This is a genomic window from Chromohalobacter canadensis, from assembly GCF_029544075.1.
Taxonomy (GTDB): domain Bacteria; phylum Pseudomonadota; class Gammaproteobacteria; order Pseudomonadales; family Halomonadaceae; genus Chromohalobacter; species Chromohalobacter canadensis_A.
Window position 1 is genome coordinate 1 of sequence record NZ_JAJQJH010000006.1, and the last position, 15,742, is coordinate 15,742.

Genomic DNA, 15,742 nt, shown 5'->3' on the forward strand with positions numbered 1-15,742 from the left:
GGACCGGTAGTTCAGTTGGTTAGAATGCCGGCCTGTCACGCCGGAGGTCGCGGGTTCGAGTCCCGTCCGGTCCGCCAGTTCTTCATCGGAAATCCGACAATGTGTGGTTAGCGTTGTATTCAGCGGACCGGTAGTTCAGTTGGTTAGAATGCCGGCCTGTCACGCCGGAGGTCGCGGGTTCGAGTCCCGTCCGGTCCGCCACGATTTCCTCGCCAAAGCGTCATTGACGATGATGCATGTAACAGCAACATGCAGCACCAAGTAGTATGCGATCCGGGTGGTTAGCTCAGCTGGTTAGAGCACCAGCCTCACATGCTGGGGGTCACAGGTTCGAGTCCTGTACCACCCACCAATCCGAGTTACATCGGAACAATGCGGACCGGTAGTTCAGCTGGTTAGAATGCCGGCCTGTCACGCCGGAGGTCGCGGGTTCGAGTCCCGTCCGGTCCGCCACGATCGCCATCGGCCAACCCTGAGTCATTGACTTGGGGTTTTGTCGTTTGGGCCTTCTTTTTTATGCGCGGACACCCGAGTCGCGCTGTTTCCTAAGTGTCTTCCTCGACCGAGGCCATGTCGTCCTGATGTGCCTGACACCAGGCGAGGGCCTGCGGATAGACGTCTTTCACGGCGTCGGGGTGCGTCAGCATGTCCAGATGACCGTAATCTCGCCCCTGACCGTTCTCGCGTCCCAATACACGTAATGCATGCCGATGCGGCCCGCATTCTTCTACGAAGCGTGCTACATCTCGGGGGTGGCCCAGCGCCCGGTCGCGATGGCCGGCTAGATGCAGCGTGGGTGGCAATCCGCCCTGGGCCAGAGCGGCGACATGATCGAAGCCATCCTCGGGGTCCCGCCACGTTGCCTCGCGCACCCAGGCGACGCTGTCCGCGTGGCTGGCGGCGTATTCGTCGTCACTGCCCCAGCGTAGCGAGCGTGCCGGCAGATAACCGCACAGACAGCGTGCCAGCGGTGCGAGCCCTTTCCAAATCAGGTCGATATAGAGCCATTTGCTGAGATTTTGGACCCGCACCTGACGTTTGGTGCCGAAATAGACCTGGCTGGCGATACGCTCGCGACTGGCGGGGACGCGCGCCAGGTGCGCGGCAATCAAGACACCACCCCAGGAATGTGCCATGACATGGCAGTGCGATCGCCCGCTCAGGTTTAGGCAGGCGGCCAGTGCGGCGTCGACTTCATCGGTGATGACCTCGCGCTGCGAGAACGATACACCGCGTGCCGGACGTGGCGCGGCGCTTCCGCGACCGCGTTGATCGATCACCATGACCTCGTGGCCCTGCTGGGCGAGCCAGGGTGCCAGCCCCTTGCCGCTACGGCTGTGGAAGATGCGCCCCGACTCGATGGCGCCATGCCAGCACAGTATGGGCAGGCCGTGGATGCGTTCGGGCTGGAAGCGGGTAATATTCAACGCGCCGCCGGTGGCGATGGGAATGCGGTGTTGGGAGGTCTGATAATCCATGCGGGTCTCGCTTGTCTCGCGTGAGAAGGCAGTAATGCCTGCGCCCTTGGTCGGGATTGCCTCCCGTGACGCCTTCGCTACACTGTTCATACAGTTGTTTGAAAATGTATTGTGGTTTAAAACCGAGTGCAAGCGAGGACGCGCCGTGACTCAGTATCCGCATCTCTTCCGCCCGCTGACTGTGGGGCCCGTGACGCTCGATAACCGCATCTTGATGGGCTCTATGCACACCAATCTGGAGGAATCTCCCGATGGCTTCGCGCGTCTGGCGGCGTTCTATGCCGAGCGAACACGAGCGGGTGTCTCATTGATCGTGACCGGGGGCATCGCGCCGACTCCCGAGGGTGCGGTGTTCGAAGGCGCTGCTAAATTGACCGAGCCAGAGGAAGTCGAGGCGCATCGGCAGGTGACCCAGACGGTGCACGCTGAGGGTGGCCATATTTGCCTGCAGATCCTGCACGCCGGGCGTTATGCCTATTCGCCCGCCTTGGTAGCGCCCTCGGCGCTCAAGGCGCCGATCAACCCTTTCACGCCCCGTGCGTTGAATGGCGACGAGGTGACGGAGCAGATCGAGGCCTACGTCAATTGCGCCAAACTGGCGCGCGAAGCGGGTTACGACGGCGTCGAGGTCATGGGGTCGGAAGGCTATCTGATCAATCAGTTCCTGTGTCGGCGCACCAATCACCGTGACGACGAGTGGGGTGGGGCGTTTGAGAACCGCATGCGCGTTGCGGTGGAGATTGTGCAGCGCATTCGCCGGACGCTGGGCGATGACTTTTTGATCATCTTTCGTCTCTCGATGATCGACCTGGTCGAGGACGGTAGCAGCCACGACGAGGTCGTGGCCCTGGGGCGGGCGATCGAGGCGGCGGGTGCCAACCTGATCAATACCGGCATCGGCTGGCACGAGGCGCGGGTGCCGACCATCGTCACCAGCGTGCCTCGGGCGGCGTTCACGGAGGTGACGCGACGGCTGCGCGAGGTCCTCACGGTGCCGCTCATTGCCACCAATCGCATCAGTATGCCCGAGGTCGCCGAGCGCGTGCTGGCCGAGGGTCATGCCGACATGGTCTCGATGGCTCGCCCCTTTCTCGCCGATCCTGAATGGGTGACCAAGGCACGCGAGGGGCGCGAGGCGTTCATTAATACCTGTATTGCCTGCAACCAGGCCTGCTTGGATCATACTTTTCAGGGCAAGTTGACCTCGTGTCTGGTCAATCCACGCGCCTGTCACGAGACCGAATTGACGCTCGCGCCCGTGGCGACGCCGCGTGACATTGCGGTGGTCGGCGCTGGGCCGGCAGGGCTGGCGACTGCCGTGTCGGCGGCGCAGCGCGGTCATCGCGTCACGCTTTTCGAACGTGAGGCCGAGATCGGCGGTCAATTTCGCTATGCGCAGCGTATTCCCGGCAAGGAAGAATTCCACGAGACACTGCGCTATTACCGCAGCATGCTTGAGGCGCTGGATGTGACGGTGTGCCTGAATACATCGGCCGAGGCGCAACGCCTGCTGGCCTTCGATGTCGTGGTGTTGGCGTCGGGGGTTGCGCCTCGGGCGCTGTCGCTGCCCGGTAGCGACGATCCGCGCGTCGTGGACTACCCCACAGCGATTCTCCATCCCGAGCGTGTCGGGGCGCGCGTGGCGATTATCGGCGCCGGTGGAATCGGCTTCGATGTCGCGGAGCTCTTGACCCATGCCGAGCATCCCGCGTTGGACCGCGAGACGTGGTGTGCCGAGTGGGGCGTCGATCTGTCGTTGGCAGCGCGGGGCGGTCTCGTTACACCGCAAGCGCCGAAGGTGCCCCGCGAGGTAACGCTGCTTCAGCGCAAGACCAGCAAGCCCGGCAAGGGGCTGGGTACGACCACCGGCTGGGTGCACCGTGCCGCGCTGCGCCAGCGTGGGGTGCACATGCGCAGCGGCTGCGAGTATCTCAACATCGACGATGCAGGACTGCATATTGTGCGTGACGGACAACAAGAATGCCTCGATGTAGAGACGGTCGTGGTGTGTGCCGGCCAGGTATCGGTGACAGATCTCGAGGCGCCGCTGTCGGCGGCCGGCTGCGAGGTGCATGTCATTGGCGGGGCGCAGGAGGCGGCGGAGCTCGATGCCAAGCGGGCCATCGATCAGGGAACTCGCTTGGCAGCACGCCTATAAAAAGTGCATGTGTAAGAAGGTGCGCTCTGGCGGGCTTCCGATGAGAGGCGGCGATGAGTAGACTGGATCGAGACGCAATTTTTTGCAGGATAACGGCAGGCGTTGGCACCCGGCGCCTGGCGTTGCGTTTCAAGCGTCTTTACTTCTCGCCACCTATGAGGACAACAAGGCATGGAATCCGACTGTACGCCGCGTTTTCTGGCCAGCGACAATACCTCCGGCATCTGCCCCGAGGCGCTTGACTACCTGTTGCGCGCCAACGCCAGCGATGATCTCGCCTATGGCAACGATTCCTGGACCCAGAAAGCCGCCGACCGCTTTCGTCGTTTCTTCGACTATGACTGCGACGTGTTTTTCGTCTTCAACGGCACCGCCGCCAACTCGTTGACGCTCGCCTCGATGGGGCAGAGTTATCACAGTGTCATTTGCCACGAACTGGCGCATATTGAAACCGACGAGTGCGGTGGCCCGGAGTTCTTTTCCAATGGTGCCAAGCTGCTGACGTGCTCCGGTGCGAATGGCAAGCTGACGCCCGAGGGGATCGAGTCGCTGGTCACGCGTCGCAGCGACATCCACTATCCAAAGCCGCGCACGATCTCGCTGACCCAGGCCACCGAGGTGGGTACCGTGTATACCCGCGATGAGCTGATGGCGATTCGTGCCATGGCGGATAAACATGGTCTGCACGTGCATATGGATGGGGCGCGCTTCGCCAATGCCTGTGCCTCGCTCGAGGCCACGCCAGCGGAGCTCACTTGGCAGGTTGGCGTCGATGCGTTGTGCTTTTCGGGGACCAAGAACGGCTTGCCGATGGGCGAGGCGGTGGTCTTTTTCAATAGTGCCCTGGCGGAAGACTTCGACTACCGCTGCAAGCAGGCAGGACAGTTGGCCTCCAAGATGCGCTTCATTACCGCGCCTTGGCTGGGGCTGTTGGAAAGCGGTGCCTGGTTACGCAATGCCGAACATGCCAATGGAATGGCGCGTTATCTCGCGGAGGGCTTTGCTGCTTTGCCGGGTGCTGATCTAATGTACCCCGCCCAGGCCAACAGTGTCTTTGTGACGTTGCCCGTCGCGGTTCTCGAAACACTGCGCCAGCGCGGCTGGACGTTCTACACCTTCATCGGCGCGGGCGGTGCACGCTTCGTCTGTGCCTGGAACACCACTCAAGCACTGCTTGATCGCCTGCTCGACAATGCGCGCGACGCATTGTCGGCCGCCTAATCGAGACGCTAGGCGAGGGCATTGATGTGCTCTCGCCTTTCCCGCCTTTTTCGGATTTCAACGAACCAATGGCTGTTTATGGGCTCTCATAAATAGGGCCATGCCGCTGCGTTGAAAGGAAATGCGTTTCGCACCGCCCCTTTCTTCTCCATCCGTCTACGCTGATACATAGACAGTCCAGAATCCGATGAGCGACCCCGGGTCGTGAAAGGAGGCGTTTGATGAGTATCTTCGATCATGTTCAGAACCGTTACGAGCGCGTTCAGCAAGAGGAGATGAGTCTTCAGGAGTATCTGGAACTCTGCCGTCGGGAGCCCAGTGCCTATGCGAGCGCGCCGGAGCGCATGCTTGAGGCGATCGGCGAGCCGGAGGTCATCGACACCGCCAAGGATTCGCGGTTGTCACGTATCTTCAGTAACAAGGTCATTCGTCGTTATCCGGCGTTTTCCGAATTTTACGGCATGGAAGAGGCCATCGAGCAGATCGTGGCGTATTTCCGACACGCCGCGCAGGGGCTGGAAGAAAAGAAACAGATTCTGTATCTGCTGGGGCCGGTAGGCGGCGGCAAATCATCGCTTGCCGAACGGCTCAAGCTGTTGATGGAGCATGTGCCGTTCTATGCCATCAAGGGCTCGCCGGTCTTCGAGTCGCCGCTGGGGCTGTTCTCACCGGAGGAGGACGGCGAATTGCTGGAGAAGGAATATGGCATTGCACGGCGCCACTTGCGGGCGGTGATGTCGCCATGGGCCGCCAAGCGCTTGCAGGAATACGGCGGTGACATTTCCCAGTTTCGCGTCGTGCGGCTCTATCCGTCGCGCCTCAACCAGATTGCCGTTTCCAAGACCGAGCCTGGCGACGAGAATAACCAGGATATTTCCTCGCTGGTGGGCAAGGTCGATATTCGTCAGCTCGAGCTCTATTCCCAGGACGACCCGGATGCCTACAGTTTCTCCGGTGGCTTGTGCAAGGCCAACCAGGGGCTGATGGAATTCGTCGAAATGTTCAAGGCGCCGATCAAGGTCTTGCATCCGTTGCTTACGGCGACGCAGGAGGGTAACTACAATCCCACCGAGGGCATGGGCGCGATTCCCTTCGACGGCATCGTTCTGGCGCATTCCAACGAGAGCGAGTGGCAGACGTTCCGCAACAACCGCAACAATGAGGCCTTCCTGGATCGCGTCTACATCGTCAAGGTGCCGTATTGCCTGCGCGTCTCCGAGGAAATCAACATTTATAAGAAGCTGCTCGAGCATTCGTCGCTGAATGCCGCGCCCTGCGCGCCGGATACGCTGCGCATGCTGGCGCAGTTCTCGGTACTTTCGCGCCTCAAGGAGCCTGAGAATTCGAGCATCTATTCCAAGATGCGGGTCTATGATGGCGCGAACTTGAAGGACACCGATCCCAAGGCCAAGTCGCTACAGGAGTATCGCGACGCGGCCGGCGTCGACGAGGGAATGGAAGGCCTATCGACACGTTTCGCCTTCAAGATTCTCTCCAAGGTCTTCAATTTCGATACCCACGAAGTCGCTGCCAATCCGGTGCATTTGTTGTATGTGCTGGAGCAGCGACTCGAACAGGAACAATTACCCAAGGAAACCTTCGAGCGCTATCTGCGTTTCATCAAAGAGTACCTGGCGCCGCGTTATGTCGATTTCATCGGCAAGGAAATCCAGACCGCCTACCTCGAGTCGTACAGTGAGTATGGGCAGAACATCTTCGATCGCTACGTGACCTACGCCGACTTCTGGATTCAGGACCAGGAATATCGCGACCCCGAGACCGGTGAATTGTTCGATCGACAGGCGCTCAACGAAGATCTGGAGAAGATCGAGAAGCCGGCCGGTATCTCCAATCCCAAGGATTTTCGCCACGAGGTGGTCAACTTCGTATTACGCGCACGTGCCCAGAACAACGGCATGAATCCCAGTTGGCAGTCCTATGAGAAGCTCAAGGGTGTGATCGAGAAGAAGATGTTTGCCAACACCGAGGAGCTATTGCCGGTGATCTCCTTCAATGCCAAGGCCTCGACCTCGGATCAGAAAAAACATGAGGACTTCGTGGCGCGCATGGTCGATAGGGGATATACCGAGAAGCAGGTACGCTTGCTGTCGGAGTGGTATTTGCGGGTCCGTAAGTCGCATTAATCGCCCGGATGTGATGGGCATTCACTGGCGGCGGCCCGGTTTTGCCATCGCCGGCGATTGGACAAGAGGAGGTCGCCATGACCTACTTCATTGATCGACGCGCCAATGCCAAGCACAAGAGTGCCGTGAACCGGCAGCGTTTTCTGCAGCGCTACCGCAGCCATATCAAGCGCTCGGTGGAGGAGGCGGTCAACCGGCGCTCGATTACCGACATGGAGCGCGGCGAGAAGGTTTCGATCCCTGCCAAGGACATTTCCGAGCCAGTGTTTCAACATGGTCCTGGTGGTTCACGCACGATTGTCAGCCCTGGTAACAAGGAATTCGTCGAGGGGGATCGGCTGCGGCGTCCGGGCGGCGAGAGTGAGGGCGGCGCGGGGGAGGGCGGCGCTTCCAATCAAGGCGAGGGTGTGGACGAATTCGCGTTTTCCTTGAGTCGAGAGGAATTCCTCGATTTCGTCTTTGATGGTCTGGCGCTGCCGCATCTGGAGCGCAAACAACTGCGGGATCTCGACGAGGTGCGTCCGGTGCGCGCCGGAGTGACGCGTGACGGTGTGCCGTCGCGGATCAACATCGTGCGGTCGATGCGCGAGGCGCAGGCCCGGCGTATCGGCATGCGGGCGCCTATCAAGCGTGCCTTGCGTGAAGCCGAGGAGGCGCTTCAAGAAGAGGAACGCAAGGACCCGGTACTACGCAATCCGACGCGCATTCACGAGCTCAAAGCCGAAATCGAGCGTCTTGAAAAGCGCTTGGAGGCGGTGCCGTTCATCGATACCTACGACTTGCGCTACAACAACCTCGTCGACCAGCCCCAGCCCTCCAACAAGGCGGTGATGTTCTGTGTCATGGATGTCTCCGGCTCCATGACACAAGGCCACAAAGACATCGCCAAGCGTTTCTTTTTGCTGCTGTATCTCTTTCTGGAGCGCAACTACGAGAAGGTCGAACTGGTGTTCATTCGTCATCACACCGCGGCTAAGGAAGTCGACGAGGAGGAATTCTTCTATTCCCGGGAAACCGGGGGGACTATCGTCTCCAGTGCGTTGACCCTCGTCGACGAGATCATCACCCAACGTTATTCACCCGCGCAGTGGAATCTATACGTTGCCCAGGCCTCCGACGGCGACAATTGGGACGATGACTCGACGACCTGTCGCGACCTGCTCATGTCGTCGTTGATGGCCAAGCTGCAGTATTACACCTATGTGGAAATCACGCCGCATTCGCACCAGGCGCTGTGGGAAGAATATGAGCGCGTGCAGGCGCGTCATCCTGAGCGCTTCGCGATGCAGCAGATCGTCGAGTCGGGCGACATCTACCCGGTCTTTCGCAAGCTGTTCCGCAAGCGTATAGCACAATGAGGCACCGCTCCGAGGAGGTGACATGAGTACCGTATCGACCCCCATCGCCACCGGTTCGGATTGGAATTTCGAGATTCTGACGGCCTATGAACGTGAAATCGCTCGGTTCGCCCAGGAATACCGCCTGGATATTTACCCCAATCAGATCGAGATCATTACCTCCGAGCAGATGATGGATGCCTACGCCAGCGTGGGCATGCCGGTGGGTTACCATCACTGGTCCTTCGGCAAGCAGTTCCTGTCCGTCGAGCAGGCTTATCGGCGCGGTCAGATGGGGTTGGCCTACGAGCTGGTCATCAACTCCGACCCTTGTATCGCCTATCTCATGGAAGAGAATACCTTGATGATGCAGATCCTGGTCATGGCGCATGCGTGCTATGGCCACAACTCGTTCTTCAAGGGCAATTATCTGTTTCGCACCTGGACCGATGCCTCGGCGATCGTCGATTACCTGGTATTCGCCCGCAAGTACATCGCCGAATGCGAACAGCGTCACGGCGTCACGGCGGTGGAACAGCTCCTGGATGCCTGTCATGCGCTCCAGAACTATGGGGTCGATCGTTACAAGCGTCCCTCGCCGATCTCCTCGGAGGAAGAGGCGCGCCGCCAGCAGGAACGTGAAGCCTATCTTCAGGCGCAGGTGAACGCCTTGTGGCGCACGATTCCGGGAAAAGCGCCACGCGACGAGTCGAAGGCGTTCGCGGAGGATGGCGACGATCCGCTGGGGCTCCACCAGTACGAGCGTTATCCCCCCGAGCCGCAGGAAAATCTGCTGTATTTCCTGGAGAAGAACGCGCCGCTTCTCGAGCCGTGGCAGCGGGAAATCGTACGCATTGTACGTAAGCTGGCACAGTATTTTTATCCCCAGCGCCAGACTCAGGTGATGAACGAGGGATGGGCGACGTTCTGGCACTATACGTTGATGAACCGGCTCTACGATGAGGGACTGATCGACGAGGGTACGATCCTTGAGTTTCTGCATTCACATACCGCCGTCGTGCAGCAACCGGGGTTCGACAGCCCGCATTTCAATGGTATCAACCCCTATGCCCTGGGGTTTGCGATGTTTTCGGACATCCGTCGGATCTGCGAGACACCCGACGAGGAGGACCGCGAGTGGTTCCCTGAGATCGCCGGCAGTGACTGGCTGGAGACGGTGCATTTCGCGATGCGCAACTTCAAGGACGAGTCGTTCATTCAACAGTTCCTGTCGCCTAGGGTGATTCGTGACCTCAAGCTGTTCAGTCTCGTCGATGACGATCGCGATGAGATGCTCACCATCAGTGCCATTCACGATGAGCGCGGGTATCGGCGCGTACGTGAGGCGCTTGCCGCGCAATATGCGTTATCGCTACGCGAACCCAATATTCAGGTCTGGGAGGCCGATATTCGTGGCGATCGCTCGCTGACCTTGCGTCACGTCCAGGATGCGCGCCGACCATTGGGCAAGACCCTGTATCCGGTGTTGCGCCACCTGCATCAGTTGTGGGGGTTTGCGGTCAAGCTGGAGTCGGTAGAGGAGGACGAGGTCGTGCGCCGCTATCAGTGGCCACTTCCCGGTGACGCGCGAGACAGTGGCTGAAACACATCGCTAGCCGCGACGCGCAGGGCTGATATACTGGCTCGCGCGCCGTCGGCGAAGTGTCGTGCCGGTGCGTCTTGAGCGTGCCGACCGCAGGCCGGCGCGACGCCCCGAGTGCAGTAGGCAGTGTAGGAGAGTGTCATGCAAAGCGCGGTGATTCTGATCGACGTGGAAAAGGGCCAGATCAATGCAGTCGCCCAACGGTTGGCCGAGCTGGAGGGGGTCAGTGAGGTGTTTTCCACCTGTGGTCGCTATGACTTGGTCGCTATTGCGCGCACGCGTGATTTCGAGTCATTGGCGCAACTGGTGACCGAGCGTCTGATGCAGGTCGAGGGCATTCACGACACCGAGACTCTCAACGCCATGCAGGTGCATTCGCGTCACGATCTCGAGACCATGTTCTCATTGGGTTGGTAGCGGGTCCGTATCGCCTAGGGTGTGATCGCCCACTTCACGTTTCGTTTTCGCAGGACAAGGACACGTCGCTGGCATGATCGCCGTTATTTCTTATCAGTGTCGGCGCTTAGTGCGTGGCGCGGGCATTTCCCTGGTTTTCGCCGTGGTGGGGTCCGGTCTATGGTATTGGCAGGAGCGCGAGGTTCGCGACAGACTTAGCTGGATGGGCGTGCCCGAGTGGCAAACCACCAGTTGGCAGGGGTTCAACCGGGTTCTGCGCAGTGATGCCTTCCTGGTGGGGTGGTCGGATATCCGGGTTAGTCCCCTATGGGTAAGTTATTCGCTCAATGAAACGCCTGATGCGCCGATCGGTGATCGCCCGCACGGCTTTGCGCGGGACTGGCGCTCGTTGTGGCCGGTCATCTCGGACCAGTATACGCACAGCGGCTACGATCGCGGCCACCTGGCCCCCAACTATGCCATCGCACGCGTACATGGTCGTGCGGCGCAGCTCGATACCTTCCAGATGACCAATATCACGCCGCAACGCCCCGATTTGAACCGGCGCGTGTGGCAACGTCTCGAAGAGGTCGTGATGGACGACTTCCTGCCGCGCTTCGAGCAACTTCGCGTGGTTACCGGTCCGGTCTTCGATGAGCGCTTCATGCATCGAGTGGGGTTCACCCAGGTGCCGTCGGCATTTTACAAGATCATCGTGGTGCCTGGAGAGCACCCGCGAGCGCTGGCGTTTCTAATTCCGCAGACGGTGAGTGGCGATGAACCGCTTGACCGTTTTCTGGTCAGTATCGATGAACTCGAAGCGAGAACGCGGCTCGATTTCTTCCCGCGCCTGCCGGAAGGCGTTGAAACGCCCTTGGAAGCGAATATCGAAACAAAGGGATGGGCATTGCAACGTGTCGCGCGGCGACCCGGGCGTTACCAATAGATAATGGGAGGTGTTACAGAAAGAGGGGGAGGTCGAAACTTTCGAAAGTAGCATGCACGAATGGTGCCCAGGAGAGGACTTGAACCTCCACGTCCATACGGACACTAGCACCTGAAGCTAGCGCGTCTACCAATTCCGCCACCTGGGCGCGTCATGCACTTTACGGATATTTCTGACTTTACATATGTTCCTGATGGTGCCCGGAAGAGGACTTGAACCTCCACGTCCATACGGACACTAGCACCTGAAGCTAGCGCGTCTACCAATTCCGCCATCCGGGCGTTGCCTTGCATCGAACTGGCGGGAGATCGATGGTGCCCAGGAGAGGACTTGAACCTCCACGTCCATACGGACACTAGCACCTGAAGCTAGCGCGTCTACCAATTCCGCCACCTGGGCAAGGCGCGATGTATATTACCCATTTTGAGCGTGAATGCAAGCAGCGAAGCCATGCTTCATGTCTTGTTTCGTGAAAGGGAGGTAGCCGCCATGGTTGGGTCGACTGGCTGTGCCCGCTATACTGGCGGCATGATTGAATTTCATAACAACGCCATCGGCGCACGACGTTTACTTGCCACCTCGCCTGTAAGGAAGTCATTACCATGAATCATTGGAAGCTCAGTGACGATCCGCATGCGGAACGTGAAGCGAGTAAATACGATAATCCGGTCCCCAGCCGCGAATACTTGTTCGCCCGACTGGAAGAATACGGGAAGCCCATTACACCCGAAGACCTTAGTCGCATGCTGGCGGTGGACGACGAAGAACGTCTGGAAGGCGTGCGTCGGCGGCTTGCCGCAATGGAGCGCGAAGGCCAGATACTACGCAATCGACGCGGGGCCTTCGCTCTGATCGATAAGCTCGATCTCATAAAAGGGCGGGTACAGGGCCACCGTGACGGCATGGGCTTCTTGATCCGAGAAGATGGCAAGAAGCCCGACCTGGTGATGCCGCCACGTCAAATGCGGCGTGTCTTCGACGGCGATCAGGTGCTGGTGCGTGTCAGTGGCCGCGACCGGCGCGGGCGCGATGAAGCGACCATCGTCGAGGTCATCGCCCGCAACACGCAGTCGCTGGTGGGTATCTACCGCCAGAATACCGCCGAATTCGGCGTGCTGATTCCTGAGAAATCGCGCATCGCCCAGGAAGTTATCATTCCGCATAGCGCCAGCGGTGGCGCACGTGACGGACAGATCGTCTCGGCGCGTATCACCCAGCAGCCGGCGACGCGCGTACAGCCAGTGGGCGAGGTCACGGAAGTTCTCGGCGAACGCATGGATCCCGGGATGGAAATCGACATTGCCATCCGTAGTTACGAGATCCCCGCCGAGTTCCCGCCCGAAGTGCATGCACAAATCGCGGATATGTCGACGTCCGTGGATGAAGCCGACAAGCAGAACCGCATCGACTTGCGCGACGTGCCGTTGGTGACCATCGACGACGAGTCCGCCAAGGACTTCGACGATGCCGTCTGTGCCTGGAAGACCAAGTCCGGGAGCTGGAAGCTGCTGGTGGCGATCGCCGACGTGTCGCACTATGTCCGCCCGGGCAGTGCGCTGGACCAGGAAGCGATCACGCGTGGCACCTCGGTTTATTTCCCCGGTCAGGTCGTGCCGATGCTGCCGGAGTTACTTTCGAACGGGCTGTGCTCGCTCAATCCCGAGGTCGACCGCCTGGCGCTGGTCTGCGAGATGAACATTTCGCCGAACGGCGCGATCAGCCGCTATCGTTTCTACGAGGCAGTCTTTCAGTCCCATGCGCGCCTGACCTACAACAAGGTGTCCGCGATCCTCGATGACGAAGGCTCCGAGGGCGATGCATTGCGCGAGCAGTATCGCGAACTCGTGCCGTCGCTCAAGAACCTCAAGAGCCTCTACACGATCTTGAGAGAAGCCCGCGAAGCACGTGGCGCCATCGACTTCGAGACCACCGAGACGGAGATCGTCTTCAACGACGCGCGCAAGATTGAGAAGATCGTGCCGCGTTCGCGCAACGACGCACACAAGATCATTGAAGAATGCATGCTGGCCGCCAACGTGGCGACGGCGCGCTTTCTCGACAAGCATGATTTGCCGGCGCTGTACCGCATTCACGAGAAGCCCTCGCCGGAGCGCCTGGACAAGTTGCGCCTGTTCCTCAACGAGCTGGGGCTATCTCTGGGCGGGGGCGACGATCCCACGCCTCAGGACTATCGTGACCTCGCCGAGACGATCAAGGGCCGTCCCGACGCCGACGTTATCCAGACCGTGATGTTGCGTTCGATGAGTCGCGCGGTCTACTCACCGCAGAACGATGGCCACTTCGGCCTAGCGTATCCCGCCTATGCGCATTTCACTTCGCCGATTCGGCGCTATCCGGACCTACTCGTGCATCGCGCCATTCGCTCGGTGATTCGCGGACCGCGGCAGACCAATACGGTGCTGCGTGCCGAAGGCGCGCCGGTAGAGCCGCCCAGCAAATGGGCACCGTATAGCTTCGAGCAAATGCTTGAACTCGGTGAGCATTGCTCGATGACCGAGCGTCGTGCCGACGATGCCACGCGTGATGTGGAGGATTGGCTGAAGTGTGAGTTCATGTCGGACAAGCTCGGTGAGATCTTCGAGGGCACCATCGCCTCGGTGACGCAGTTCGGCATTTTCGTGCGTCTTGATGATGTCTATGTCGAGGGCCTGGTCCACGTGACCTCGTTGCCTTCCGATTACTACCACTACGAGGCCGAGAAACACCGTCTCAAGGGTGAGCGTAGCGGCATGTCCTATCGGCTGGGCGATGGCGTCACCGTGCAGGTGGCACGTGTCGATCTGGATGATCGCAAGATCGACTTTGAACTGGCCGACGAGAAGCCACGTCCGCAGAACCCGGCTCGGCGCAAGAAATCTGCTACCGAGGCCGCATCGTCACGCGGTAAGCAGGGCGCAGGGCAAGCCGGCAACGCGGGGAAGAAAGAACGTGACGGCAAGCCGCGTCGGCGTTCGCGAGGCGGTAAGGGCGGCGGTAAGGGTGACAAGCGTTGAATAGGCGCCATGGAACGGGCATTGGAGCATCATGAAAGCTAAACCTTCCCGGGCGCGTATCGCGACGCCTGAAGGCCTGGACGCCGTGTATGGCGTGCACGCCGTGCATGCATTGTTCGAGCGGGGGCAGCCGCCACGCGAGCTCTGGTTACAGGAAGGGCGTGCCGAGGCACGCCTAGATACTCTGCAAGAGAGCGCACGTCAGGCTGGCGTCAAGTGCGTCGGTGTCGCCCGCGAAACGCTTGATGGCGTGGCAAAAGGCGCCGTGCACCAAGGCGTGATCGCCTTCGCGCCACCGCTGCAGGCCGAGAGCGAGGAGGCGCTGTGGTTTCGTCTCGGCGCTTGGCAGCAGCCGTCTCCGCCGTTGCTGTTGGTTCTCGATGGGGTAACCGATCCGCATAACTTCGGTGCTTGCCTGCGCAGCGCCGATGCGGCCGGTGCGCACGGTGTCATCGTGCCCAAGGACAAGGCCGCGCCCCTCAACGCCACGGTGCGTAAGGTTGCCTGCGGTGCTGCCGATGCTATGCCCGTTTATCAGGTCACCAACTTGTCACGGGCGATGGCGCGTCTCAAGACGCATGGGGTATGGATCGTCGGTACGGCGGGTGAGTCGATGCAAAGCCTTTACGAGGTCGACTTGATGGGGCCCGTGGCCATTGTCATGGGCGCCGAGGGCAAAGGCATGCGCCGGTTGACGCGAGAGAGCTGTGATCTACTCGCCAAATTGCCCATGACGGGTAGTGTGTCTAGCCTCAATGTGTCGGTTGCCACGGGCGTGTGTCTGTTCGAAGTTGTGCGTCAACGCCATGTCTCTTGATGCCTGGTCGGGCGAGACAAGTTGCAAGCACGCGGGGTGATCACTACAATTGGTCGGCTTTCCGGGCATCGTTTCGCGTGTCCGGAAACATCGAGACTTTCTCTCCTTGCTTCTCGCGGCCCTGTAGCCCTTGTACTTGGTACTTGTGAATGACAGGCCTCGTGGAAGCTGTCAAACCGTAAGGAGCTATCATGCGTCATTACGAAATCGTGTTCATGGTCCACCCGGATCAGAGCGAGCAGGTGCCGGCCATGGTCGAGCGCTATACTGGGCTCGTTACCGAAAACGGCGGCACTGTGCATCGTCTGGAAGATTGGGGGCGTCGTCACTTGGCCTACCCGATCAACAAGATCCACAAGGCCCACTATGTACTGATGAACATCGAGTGCAGCGGTGAAACTCTCGACGAAATCGAGAATATCTTCCGCTTCAACGATGCCATCATCCGTAGCTTGGTGGTGCGTTGTAAAGAGGCGGTCACCGAAGCGTCTCCGATGATGAAGCCGGCCGAAGAAAAGCCGCGTCGTCGTGAAGAGAAAAGCGAGCGTCCGAACGCTGAGCGTTCCGAAACGAGCGCTGATGCCGACGCCGAAGCTGAAGCCAACTGATTCGTACCTCTGGAGGATAA

At 59.8% G+C, this 15,742-nt stretch carries 11 protein-coding genes and 7 tRNA genes; 14 read left to right on the forward strand and 4 right to left on the reverse strand.

The window, feature by feature from the left end; all coding sequences use genetic code 11:
• From LUN51_RS09375 to LUN51_RS09390, 4 genes are all read left to right on the forward strand, one after another.
• Positions 1 to 77 (forward strand) — tRNA-Asp (locus tag LUN51_RS09375).
• A gap of 47 nt (positions 78 to 124) precedes the next feature.
• Positions 125 to 201: transfer RNA gene (locus LUN51_RS09380), tRNA-Asp, on the forward strand.
• A 74-nt stretch (positions 202 to 275) separates the two neighbouring features.
• Positions 276 to 352 (forward strand) — tRNA-Val (locus tag LUN51_RS09385).
• Positions 353 to 376: 24 nt separating this feature from the next.
• Positions 377 to 453 (forward strand) — tRNA-Asp (locus tag LUN51_RS09390).
• Between the two features lie 92 nt (positions 454 to 545).
• Here the strand turns inward: LUN51_RS09390 and LUN51_RS09395 are convergent.
• The gene (locus LUN51_RS09395; protein ID WP_277811053.1) at positions 546 to 1,478 is read right to left on the reverse strand and encodes an alpha/beta fold hydrolase; all 933 of its coding nucleotides are present in this window, start codon (positions 1,476 to 1,478) and stop codon (positions 546 to 548) included.
• A 145-nt stretch (positions 1,479 to 1,623) separates the two neighbouring features.
• Here LUN51_RS09395 and LUN51_RS09400 point away from each other — a divergent pair, with 145 nt between their 5' ends.
• From LUN51_RS09400 to LUN51_RS09430, 7 genes are all read left to right on the forward strand, one after another.
• Complete coding sequence (locus LUN51_RS09400) at positions 1,624 to 3,636, forward strand: NADPH-dependent 2,4-dienoyl-CoA reductase (protein ID WP_277811054.1); 2,013 nt, start codon at positions 1,624 to 1,626, stop codon at positions 3,634 to 3,636.
• A 171-nt stretch (positions 3,637 to 3,807) separates the two neighbouring features.
• Complete coding sequence (locus tag LUN51_RS09405) at positions 3,808 to 4,857, forward strand: threonine aldolase family protein (protein ID WP_277811055.1); 1,050 nt, start codon at positions 3,808 to 3,810, stop codon at positions 4,855 to 4,857.
• A gap of 221 nt (positions 4,858 to 5,078) precedes the next feature.
• Positions 5,079 to 7,001: a PrkA family serine protein kinase gene (locus LUN51_RS09410; protein WP_277811056.1), complete on the forward strand. Its 1,923-nt coding sequence runs from the start codon at positions 5,079 to 5,081 to the stop codon at positions 6,999 to 7,001.
• Between the two features lie 77 nt (positions 7,002 to 7,078).
• On the forward strand, positions 7,079 to 8,359 hold the full coding sequence (locus LUN51_RS09415; RefSeq protein WP_277811057.1) for a YeaH/YhbH family protein: 1,281 nt from the start codon (positions 7,079 to 7,081) through the stop codon (positions 8,357 to 8,359).
• A gap of 22 nt (positions 8,360 to 8,381) precedes the next feature.
• Complete coding sequence (locus LUN51_RS09420; RefSeq protein ID WP_277811058.1) at positions 8,382 to 9,941, forward strand: SpoVR family protein; 1,560 nt, start codon at positions 8,382 to 8,384, stop codon at positions 9,939 to 9,941.
• Positions 9,942 to 10,082: 141 nt separating this feature from the next.
• Positions 10,083 to 10,358, forward strand: a complete 276-nt coding sequence (locus tag LUN51_RS09425; protein WP_277811059.1) for an Lrp/AsnC family transcriptional regulator — start codon at positions 10,083 to 10,085, stop codon at positions 10,356 to 10,358.
• A 73-nt stretch (positions 10,359 to 10,431) separates the two neighbouring features.
• The gene (locus LUN51_RS09430) at positions 10,432 to 11,283 is read left to right on the forward strand and encodes a DNA/RNA non-specific endonuclease (protein ID WP_277811060.1); all 852 of its coding nucleotides are present in this window, start codon (positions 10,432 to 10,434) and stop codon (positions 11,281 to 11,283) included.
• A 61-nt stretch (positions 11,284 to 11,344) separates the two neighbouring features.
• On the opposite strand, the gene LUN51_RS09435 is transcribed toward LUN51_RS09430, so the two are convergent.
• From LUN51_RS09435 to LUN51_RS09445, 3 genes are all read right to left on the reverse strand, one after another.
• Positions 11,345 to 11,431 (reverse strand) — tRNA-Leu (locus LUN51_RS09435).
• A gap of 46 nt (positions 11,432 to 11,477) precedes the next feature.
• Positions 11,478 to 11,564 (reverse strand) — tRNA-Leu (locus LUN51_RS09440).
• Positions 11,565 to 11,595: 31 nt separating this feature from the next.
• Positions 11,596 to 11,682: transfer RNA gene (locus tag LUN51_RS09445), tRNA-Leu, on the reverse strand.
• A gap of 203 nt (positions 11,683 to 11,885) precedes the next feature.
• Here LUN51_RS09445 and rnr point away from each other — a divergent pair.
• The 3 genes from rnr to rpsF all read left to right on the forward strand — a co-directional run bounded on the left by rnr (position 11,886) and on the right by rpsF (position 15,722).
• Complete coding sequence (gene rnr / locus LUN51_RS09450) at positions 11,886 to 14,297, forward strand: ribonuclease R (protein WP_277811061.1); 2,412 nt, start codon at positions 11,886 to 11,888, stop codon at positions 14,295 to 14,297.
• 31 nt (positions 14,298 to 14,328) lie between these two features.
• Positions 14,329 to 15,114: a 23S rRNA (guanosine(2251)-2'-O)-methyltransferase RlmB gene (gene rlmB, locus LUN51_RS09455; protein WP_277811062.1), complete on the forward strand. Its 786-nt coding sequence runs from the start codon at positions 14,329 to 14,331 to the stop codon at positions 15,112 to 15,114.
• 191 nt (positions 15,115 to 15,305) lie between these two features.
• Complete coding sequence (gene rpsF, locus LUN51_RS09460) at positions 15,306 to 15,722, forward strand: 30S ribosomal protein S6 (RefSeq protein WP_277811063.1); 417 nt, start codon at positions 15,306 to 15,308, stop codon at positions 15,720 to 15,722.
• The last annotated feature ends 20 nt before the right edge of the window (positions 15,723 to 15,742 follow it).